Origin of the sequence: Halorussus sp. MSC15.2 (genome assembly GCF_010747475.1) — an archaeon.
Lineage (GTDB): Archaea > Halobacteriota > Halobacteria > Halobacteriales > Haladaptataceae > Halorussus.
The window spans coordinates 1-8,725 of record NZ_VSLZ01000014.1; the positions used below are offsets into that span (position 1 = coordinate 1).

Annotated in this window: 5 protein-coding genes and 1 CRISPR repeat array; all 5 genes read right to left on the minus strand. The window is 60.1% G+C overall.

Going from position 1 to position 8,725, the window contains the following annotated elements; translation table 11 throughout:
- Positions 1 to 247: 247 nt before the first annotated feature.
- The 5 genes from FXF75_RS21875 to cas6 all read right to left on the minus strand — a co-directional run bounded on the left by FXF75_RS21875 (position 248) and on the right by cas6 (position 8,162).
- On the minus strand, positions 248 to 3,199 hold the full coding sequence (locus tag FXF75_RS21875; RefSeq protein WP_240334888.1) for a CRISPR-associated endonuclease Cas3'': 2,952 nt from the start codon (positions 3,197 to 3,199) through the stop codon (positions 248 to 250).
- A 6-nt stretch (positions 3,200 to 3,205) separates the two neighbouring features.
- Entirely contained in the window at positions 3,206 to 4,054 is an 849-nt protein-coding gene (gene cas5b, locus FXF75_RS21885) for a type I-B CRISPR-associated protein Cas5b (protein WP_309221887.1), read from the minus strand.
- Positions 4,055 to 4,063: 9 nt separating this feature from the next.
- Complete coding sequence (cas7b, locus tag FXF75_RS21890; protein WP_163524192.1) at positions 4,064 to 5,116, minus strand: type I-B CRISPR-associated protein Cas7/Csh2; 1,053 nt, start codon at positions 5,114 to 5,116, stop codon at positions 4,064 to 4,066.
- Between the two features lie 68 nt (positions 5,117 to 5,184).
- On the minus strand, positions 5,185 to 7,344 hold the full coding sequence (gene cas8b, locus FXF75_RS21895; protein ID WP_163524189.1) for a type I-B CRISPR-associated protein Cas8b/Csh1: 2,160 nt from the start codon (positions 7,342 to 7,344) through the stop codon (positions 5,185 to 5,187).
- A complete protein-coding gene (gene cas6, locus FXF75_RS21900) occupies positions 7,341 to 8,162 on the minus strand; it encodes a CRISPR-associated endoribonuclease Cas6 (protein WP_163524190.1) in 822 nt (273 codons plus the stop codon). Before cas6 ends, cas8b begins: the two co-directional genes overlap by 4 nt.
- 265 nt (positions 8,163 to 8,427) lie before the next feature.
- Positions 8,428 to 8,723: direct repeats of the CRISPR family, unit length 30 nt; unit sequence GTTCCAGATGTACCCTTGTGGGGTTGAAGC.
- Positions 8,724 to 8,725: the final 2 nt, after the last annotated feature.

Below are 8,725 nucleotides of genomic sequence, written 5' to 3' on the forward strand. Positions count from 1 at the left end.
TCCACATCGAACAGGAAGGCGACCACATCGAGGAGGTGCTTCAACCCCACAAGGGTACATCTGGAACGACCTCCGCGTCAGCGATTCGGCGAACCGCGTCTTCGCTTCAACCCCACAAGGGTACATCTGGAACCATGCCGGAATCACCGGCCACACGTGTTCTCGTGGGTGAACCCATACAAGTGTTTCCGTCGACCTCCAATTCACCCCAAACCCCTGGGGGGTCGACGGAGTGACAGCCAAATAATTATCGATGGATTCGACTCGATGGGCCACCGCCATCGTCAGCGACGAATCCGCCACCGTCGAGTTTGTACGCGCCGTATCCCTCCTTTCCATAATGAACGAACACGTCGATACCGTCACTATCGGTCCGTGCGGAACGGTCGGCAGGAACGTGAGTCGGAAGGGACTCTTCGAGGTCTCGAACTGGAATGGACACACGAAGTTCCGCGAGGTCAGCGAGTTGACTGAAGCCCTCGCTTGCGTGCTGTTGGAATGCATCGCCGAGGTCGTCTAGACGCTGCTCGTCTGTTTCGGTGACAGCGACAAGAAGGTCAACGGTTTCGTAGCCGTCTTCGATGAGCGACCGGCGGCCGAGTTCTTCCGCGTTGCTCGCGTCGATGCACTTGACAAGTTTCTCGGTTGATAGCGAGTGGCTCTCGATGGCTTTGAAGTAGCGCGGAATCGCCTCGTGTTCGAGCGTCACGCTGGAGAGCGTCGCGCCCTCGCTTTCGCGGCAGTCGAAGAGTATCTCGGCGGCGTCCTGTAGGAGATTTCCGTCGTAGACGTATTTCGACGGCGGCTTTCGGTCTTGTGCATCGTCTTCGGACTCGTCGTCCTCGACGGGAGCGAGCATCCAGACTATTACTTTGCCGTTCTCTGGACCCCACTCGAATGACCGGTTGCATCGGCCGGCGGTCTGGACGACGCTGTCGAGCGGTGCGATGTCTCGGTACGCTCGCGCGAAACTGATATCCACGCCTGCTTCGATGGCTTGCGTAGAGACGAACGCGAACGGGACGTTAGCGGTCGAGAGTATGTCGGCGACTGCGATGAGGACGCGGCGGTCAAGTGGGCGGTATCGGGAGTTGAACGTCGCAACGTATCGTTTTCCCGAGCAATCGCTGGTGGGGTGCCACTCGTCGCTACCGATGTTCCTCTTGAAGCCGAGTTCGCGGAGCGTTCGAGCGGTGAGTGCCTCGTGGTTGGGGAGTTCGTCCGTGTTCGTATCCAGCTCGCGGAGAACGCTCTTGTAGGTTTCGCCGACGTGGGTCGCAGGATGACCGTTCGACAAGAATTCGTTTTCGATGCAGTCGGTTAGTTCCCGCGAGCTGCCGATGGTGTTACAGACCGCGAGAACCGAACGCCCGTCGGCGGACTCGCCAGAAAATGCCCCTGTCGCGTCCACGATTTCTGACGCCGCCGCTTCGTGAGAGAGTGGCGTTCCACCGGAGTTCGATGTGGCTGTCTCGACGGACTCATGGATATCGTAGCGAACACGTGCGACGGCCTCCGACGCCTGCCGCTCAAACGAACTCCCATCGCCAGGGATGTCCGCGGACGGTGCTGTCTCGGACGTGTCCGCGTTCGATGCCAGCAACGACCGTGTATCGAAATCTCCTTCGGTGAACAAGGTCGGTTGAGTCGCGGTCATCGAGATGACGCGAGCGTCGTACTCGTCGATTAGTAGTCGGGTGAGTCTGCGTATCGCGTCCCACCAGTGCTTTGAAAGTGCCTGTGGTTCATCGAGGACGATAACGGCGTCGTGGAGCGCAGGAAGTTTCAGTCCCTGTCCGTTCGTCGGTCCGGCGAGGCTCTCGAAAAGTTGGACGAACGTCGTGAGAACGACGCCCGACCGCCAACTTTCGCCGAGCAGTTCGGCCTTCGACCAGTTCACGTCCTTCTCGCCGTTGCCGGACTCCGGGTCAGTTTCGGCGTCGGTGTACGTCACTGTCTCTGCGAGGTAGTGGTGGACGGTGAATGCGTTGCTCCGCGGGTCGGCGTCGAAGATGTCTTCGTCCTCGAAGATATCGCGTGTTTGTTCGATAATGGACGTGTAGGGGAGTGCGTACACGACGGTCGGTTTCGTGTCTCGGTCGTGCAGGTCTGTGAGCGTGTCGCGGAGTTCGAATGCACCAGTGATTCCGGTGAACGTCTTGCCGAGTCCGGTGGGGAGCGTGAGCGTTCCGACTTCGCTGTCAGCTAACTTTGGCGCGTTCGCTCGGACGCGCTGCCGCGCCGCCTCACGGAGGACGTTGAGCGACGCCTCGTCAGTCGGGTCGATGTCGCCCACGTCGATATCGCGGTTGTCGTCGCCCTCGTCTTCGTAGTCCGGGTCGTCCTGTAGCGATTCGATATGGCTCTCCAATCGGTCGAGTTCCAACGTCCGCGGTTCGAGTTTCGCTCGCTCGACCTCGCCCGCGGCGGTCTTGTCGGCGAACGTCAGCGAACTCCAGAGTCGGGTAATTCGGTCGTAGAGGTCGGTAGGGAGCTGTCCGGAATCGGGTTTCAACGCTTTCGGTCCTGTGCTGACTTCTCGGCGGAGTTCTTCGAGTAGTGTTCCGCTCTCGAATGCGTCGACGAATCCGTCCCACGAGACGGTTCCGCCAGACGCCTTCTCGAGGAGCGTCGCCGCCACGTCACGATTCGGACCGTATGCTTGGACCTGCTCGATTTGCGGTCCGGCCCAATGCCCCTCTTGGTTCTGCTCGCTGTTCACCGCTTGAAATGTCGCCTCGGCGAAGTCGGGGAGGCGACCGTGGTGGCGGAGAATCGCACCCCACGCGGCGAGTCGGTCGCGCTCGCTAGCCCCCATCTTGCCGAGGGCGTAGTACGCCGCGAACGCACCGAGTCGGGCGTGGTAAGTGTAACGTTGTCGGCCATTCTGCGGATACTCGTCTCGCACATACAACTGGAACGCAGGTGCGACCTTACCGAAGTCATGCAACCAGCCCACACACCGCGCGATGTCGGCTTCGAAAAGCTCTTTATTTTCTTCAGAACTCTTTTTACTACCTTTAGATACCTCCGCGTTTCTTCCAGAGTTAGCTCGCTGGCTCGTCCCTGTCTCGAACCGGCCGAGCCAGACGGTTCGGTCGGCAACCTCGACGGCGTGGTCTACCAACAGTTCGTCACCGCGGTCGTCGTCCTCGCGCCGCCGAGAGATTATTTCGTCGGAAAGACGGTCAGCGTTCATCGATTGTCAGTAGAACGCTATTGTTCGCCCATCAACTTCGCCGAGTGAGAGACCGTCACCCGAGGCCTTCAGCGCGTCCTCATCGGTGAACGCGTAGTCGGTGAACTCGGTCGTCCGGCGGTTTCGCCCGTCTGCTTCCATAGCGGCGGGAAGCCGCTCAACGTGGTGTGACGCCCCCGCACTTGGGATGATGGTCTCGACAGCCTCCGGAATCGCGGAATCAACCGTGACGGTCTCATCGTCCGTGGAAACAGCAGTTACGTCGTGTTCGACACCGGACTCGGGTGTCTCGACGCGAGCGAGTAGTTCCGAGAGTCCGAGCGACGGCGGATAGTGCGACGTTCCGCGTTCGAGATGGTGCTTGAGCGCGGTGTGAAACGCCTCGTCCTCAACCGCGATGTAGAGCCGGTACGCCGGGTCCACGATGTACTCGTAGCTGTGAATCTGGCGGTTGTCGGTGGTATCCGGAAACGACACCGAAATCCCTTTTCCTCTGGTCTTGCCGACTGTACCGAAGGTCTCCTTGGGATTCGTTCCGACACCGAGACTCGGTTGCGTCATGGTGCGGAGGTCGCCGACGGCTTCGATGCCGACCGCTGAGACCGCCGGGTCGAACACGTCATAGTACTCGTCACGGCCGACACCGACGATAGCGGCGAGTAGCCCCGCGACGGTCGTTCGCGGTGGAAGGCGATACGTCTGCTTGGTGACCGTCCGGTCGATGCGGCGGAAATGCGCCCAGTCCCCGCGCACCGTGCAGACGAGACACGAGTCTGGGACGCCGTCGGTGAGTTCCGGCGGCGCCTCGCTCCGGTCCGGGGCCGGGTCCATCGCCCCGGCGTTCGCGTTAGTCACGTTCAATCCTCACTCATCCGCAGGGAGCGTCTGCTCGAATTCATTGTACACCTCGATTTCGCGCGTCGGAACGCCGTGGTCTTCGAGAAGCGTGTCGAGGTCGGCCGCCGTGCCGTACTGTTCGCCGTTATAGCTCACGTCGAGGTACTCGTCGCCGACGAAGTGCACCGTCTCGACGTGATCGTTTACGGACGCAAGCCGGTTCACGAACTTCGTCACGTCGAGCGTCGCGTCGGTGACGTTCCGGAGTTCCGGCTCAGGCTTCGACCGTTCGGCATCGAGGTCGAATCCGTTGTGGAGGTCGCCGACGTGGTAGCCGTTGGTTGCGTACTCGACACGGACATAGAGCCGTGGCTCCTGTCCCATCTTGCTTCGGGAGATGGTCTGATTCTTCATCGCTCGCCAACAGAGTGTGTCGAGACGCTCTACGTCAGTTCGGGTGAGCTTCGTGTCGCTCGCACCGTTCTCGTCCACCAGCCCGTGGAACGGGAATATAGCGTACTTCAGTCGGTTGTCATCGAGGTCGAAGCCGCCTGTCTTCTTGTCGTCCTGTGTGGCGATGACGCTGGTGAGCGTGTTCGACTCTTCGTTCTCTTCGACCGCGTTGAGCGACCGCGCGGGCGAGAACTGGACCGGGCCGGTGTAGTTACCGCCGTCGAAGGCCTCGGCCACGGCGTCGAGCAGGTCGTCGTCAGTGTCGGCGTTGAAACTCAGGGTCGCGCCGAAGTACCGCACGTCAGTCGCGGCATCGAGGAAGTCGTCGCGGATATCCTCGATTTCTTCGATGGCATCCGCATCGTCGATGTCGCCGAGTACGTCGAGCGCGAGTCGTGCGCGAACCTCGCTCTCGTCGCCGGTTTTCTTGATGAATACGCCGTGGTCGTCGGCATCGAGTTGGTCGCGAAGGTAGCGTTTCAGTCGTACGTCGGTCACGACTGCTTGGTCCGTGATAGGGTCCTTCCGCGGTCGGTTCTCGCCGAGCGGGTTGCCGTTCGGGTTGCAGTCCTGTGCGTCGGTAATGAAGACGATTTCTGAGCGGTTTTCGACGGTGTTGTCAGTCATGGTTGGAGTTGATGTGTCCGTGTGGGTGGTCGCTTGGTCGTACTTGTCGAACGTCGCGTTCAAGTCAGTCATTCGTCAGTCGAGTCGCCGGATTCATCCTCGTCCTCGTAGACGCCGAGGTCTTTCCGGAGTTGTTTCGCTTGACTTTGCGCGTCGGAACCGTACGCGAGTCCGAGGGCGTAGAAGAACCGCACGTCCTCGACCGGGAGGCTCCAGTCGTCCGGTGGTGCTTCGGCAAATACGTCCTTCAGCAACCGCTCGGTTTCCGGGAACAGTTGGTCGCCGTTCGCGTAGACCCCTGAACGTTGCTGGAGGTCGGGATACACCCGGTGCATCCGCTCTGCGGTTATCCGGTCGGCGGGATGCTGGTCCCTGAGTGTCCGGTTCATATCGCGGTTGTACGACTGATGGTTAGCCAGTTCTCCGAGGAAGACGCCGAAGAGGAATGCACCGCATCGTTCGTCGTTGTCTTGAAATGCATCGCGCTCTTCGAGGAAGCGCTCCAAGCGATACTTTCGCGCATGATACTGTTTCACATTCCCGTCCGGTTCGAGGTCGGTTGGGTCCGGAAGCGAGTCGCCGAAGTCCAACGGGCCGGTTGTCTCGTTCATTGTCGTTCGTGGTGTAGCTTTGAGTTCGGGTCGGTCGTCAGGTGTAGAGAGAAGGTCCGCACGAGCGAGCGCTTCAAGTTGAGCGTACTGCGTGAGGACCAGATACGTCGGAAAGTTCTCGTCTTCAGGGTTCGTGGCGGACGCAATTCGTTCGACGTACTGCGAAAGCAATTTGTCGGCGGGGACCGACTCACCGGTCAACAGCGCAGTTACGAGCCACTCGCGGGGGTCGTTGCTCGTCGGGGCGTCAGCGTCGGAGAACGCCAGCGTATCCCGGGCGTAACGTCCGCTGGTAATCGCTTTGACTACGTCCTCCGTCTGAGTCGCCTCGGCGATGTGCCGCCAACCGTCGGGGTCAGGTCGGTGGAATCCCGCGGCCGAACCGAACAGACTACTTTCCAGTACGTCAAGATGGGCTTTCCCAACCTCGCGCGGCCAGTAGATATCGACATTCGGCACTTCGTGGAGGACGTTGATGTCCCCGCTGTCGTTGCGGACGCCGATGACGTAGAACCGAAGCGCCTCGGCGAACGACTCGTCAACGTTTTCAGCGTGTTGTTGAATTCGGTGGATGCTCGTCTCGTCGGCGTCCTCGATAGCGCCGTAGAGCCACTCGGCGGACCCGTGGTCGCAATCGACGACGTACGGGAGCGTGTACACCCGGAGACCATCGCGGGTGCGACTGCAGTTCTCGACCAGCGAGGTACCGGACTGAAGCAGTAATGCGGCCTCCGAAGAAACCGGGTGGGACCGCCACGACTCGACCTTCTTAAGATTCGCAAATTTCTCGGAGTGCTGGACGGTGAAGAACGCAAGCGGGTCCTCAGCAGTCCCGAACACCTCGCCGCGTTCGCCAGTCACCATACAAGTCCCCTCGCCTTTCGAAGGCGAAGGGACGTTCTTCGTGGCGAGTTTGTGGTTCTTGCGCGCGACCATCCCGTCGTTCAGGATGGGGAGTTGACCGGGGTAGTAGTAGCCGTTTTCTGGCGTTCCCTCCGGCGGCGCTTCGAGCGAATCGGGGTCGAGTTTGATTGCGACGGTCGCTACAACCCTTGGGGAGTCGGCGCTCGGGAACGCCGGGCGTAGGTGTTGTTCGATTTCGTCCGCTATGTCGTCGCGGGAGCTAAGCGTCTGGAGGTCGCGGATAACCCAGCCGTCCGGGTTCTCGTCGGCGACGCGACCAACCGCTTCTTCCTTTCCGCTGGCATTCGACCACTTTTCGAGTTTCTCACTACTGTACCGGACCGTCTTATCGATGTTCCAACCGCCTTTCGCGCCGCGCTCGGTGATACTGTGGTCGATTCCTCGGCCCCACGGATACCGCGCATACCCGAGTTTGGCTACGTCGCTCGGCTGCAGCGGGTCGGCGCTAATCCCGTTGAGTTCCGGGCTATCGCCAGTCACGTCTACTTCGAGCGTGACGAGATACCGATTCTCGTTGTCCTGTACTACGAACTCGTCCAGTTCGCCGGGCGTATGGTACAGGTCGTATTTGCTGTCGATTTCGCCCTCGGCGGCTTCGGTTATCGCACCGTACAAGACTTCGAGTCGTCGGAGCGACGAAATTGGCCCGCCGGGATGGTACTCCTCGAACGTCTCGGGGTGGAGTTCCGTCATCGCTGGCCACCATCCGTCGCCGCACTGGATGTCGCACCCGGCAGTTGCTTCGAATCTTTCTCGATGTTCAGGAAGCCGAGACCGAGGGCGTTCCGCTCGCCGATGCCCGCGTCAAGTGCAAGGTTGAGGTGGCGACGGTGATGGTCGTCGCGGACTCGATAGCCGAATCGCCACTTGCTCAGAACGTAGGTCATCTCAACGCCCTGTGTTACTTCGACCGGGACAGCGAAGGTCTTGATGAGATTGTACTCGTCGAAGAGGTCACCGTCCCGTTCGCTTGGACCGGGGAGATGGTCGTCACAGAACAGCCTGTGCTTCTTGTCGAGATTGTTCTCAAGCTGGGTCTTGAACGGCTCCAGCGAGTATTCCGGTTGCCAGAACGTTGCCTCGTCGCCCTCATTTTCGATACCGTACTTGTCGGCCTGCCATGGCGGGATGCGGACAAGGACGCCTGTCCCGGTTTCGAGAGTACCCCGCGTTCCGGGTTCTCCGACGTCGGGAGCGACGGTCGTCACCTCTTCAACGCGAAACGGCATCTCGCCGACGTTGAACTTTCGGTCGGTAATAACGCTCTCGGCGATAGCCTGAAGGACATCTTGGTCTGTCGCGGCGACGAGTACCGTTCGTTCGTCGCCCTCCTCGATGTCGCCCCACGGAAAGACGTTCGAGAACGAAAGACCAACCGGTCGCTCAGCGTCGTGCAACTCGTCGTACTCGGTTCCTCGAAGTCCTTTCCACAGCCGCCCGCGGAGTTCGTGGAAGTGCGAATTATCGTACGCCGCGTCGGCCTGCGCACGGAGGCGAATTAGGAGTCGCATTCTCCCCACCTCCGAGAACGTTCATTCAACCTAACCATTGCATACGAACACCCCTCGGAAGGGACACCAAATGAATGTTGTGCTCGAGGAACAGGTCACCGCGGTAATAGTACACCCCCAGCGAGGGAAACTACTCGACAAAATCTTATTCTATTGGCCGTGATTCTCCGTCGACCCCCGGGGGGTTCGGGGTGAATTGGAGGTCGACGGAAACACTTGTATGGGTTCGCCCACGAGAGCCTATCAAGCTGGGAAATCCGGCATGGTTCCAGATGTACCCTTGTGGGGTTGAAGCTCATCCTGCTCGTCGCGGTCGCGCATCCGTTTCTTCTGTTCCAGATGTACCCTTGTGGGGTTGAAGCATTCTGGACGACGGAGAGACCGCCGAGACCGTCGTCGTTCCAGATGTACCCTTGTGGGGTTGAAGCGTGAATGGGTCTGTCCGAAGTGGAGCGGGCCAGCTGGTTCCAGATGTACCCTTGTGGGGTTGAAGCCAGCAGGGTAACCGGACGGTCTCGCTCGTGAACGGTTGTTCCAGATGTACCCTTGTGGGGTTGAAGCCG

Coding starts and splice junctions, on each gene's coding strand:
- cas7b (WP_163524192.1), bottom strand. CDS start 5,116: ATGACTGACAACACCGTCGAAAACCGCTCAGAAATCGTCTTCATTACC.
- cas6 (WP_163524190.1), bottom strand. CDS start 8,162: ATGCGACTCCTAATTCGCCTCCGTGCGCAGGCCGACGCGGCGTACGAT.
- cas8b (WP_163524189.1), bottom strand. CDS start 7,344: ATGACGGAACTCCACCCCGAGACGTTCGAGGAGTACCATCCCGGCGGG.
- FXF75_RS21875 (WP_240334888.1), bottom strand. CDS start 3,199: ATGAACGCTGACCGTCTTTCCGACGAAATAATCTCTCGGCGGCGCGAG.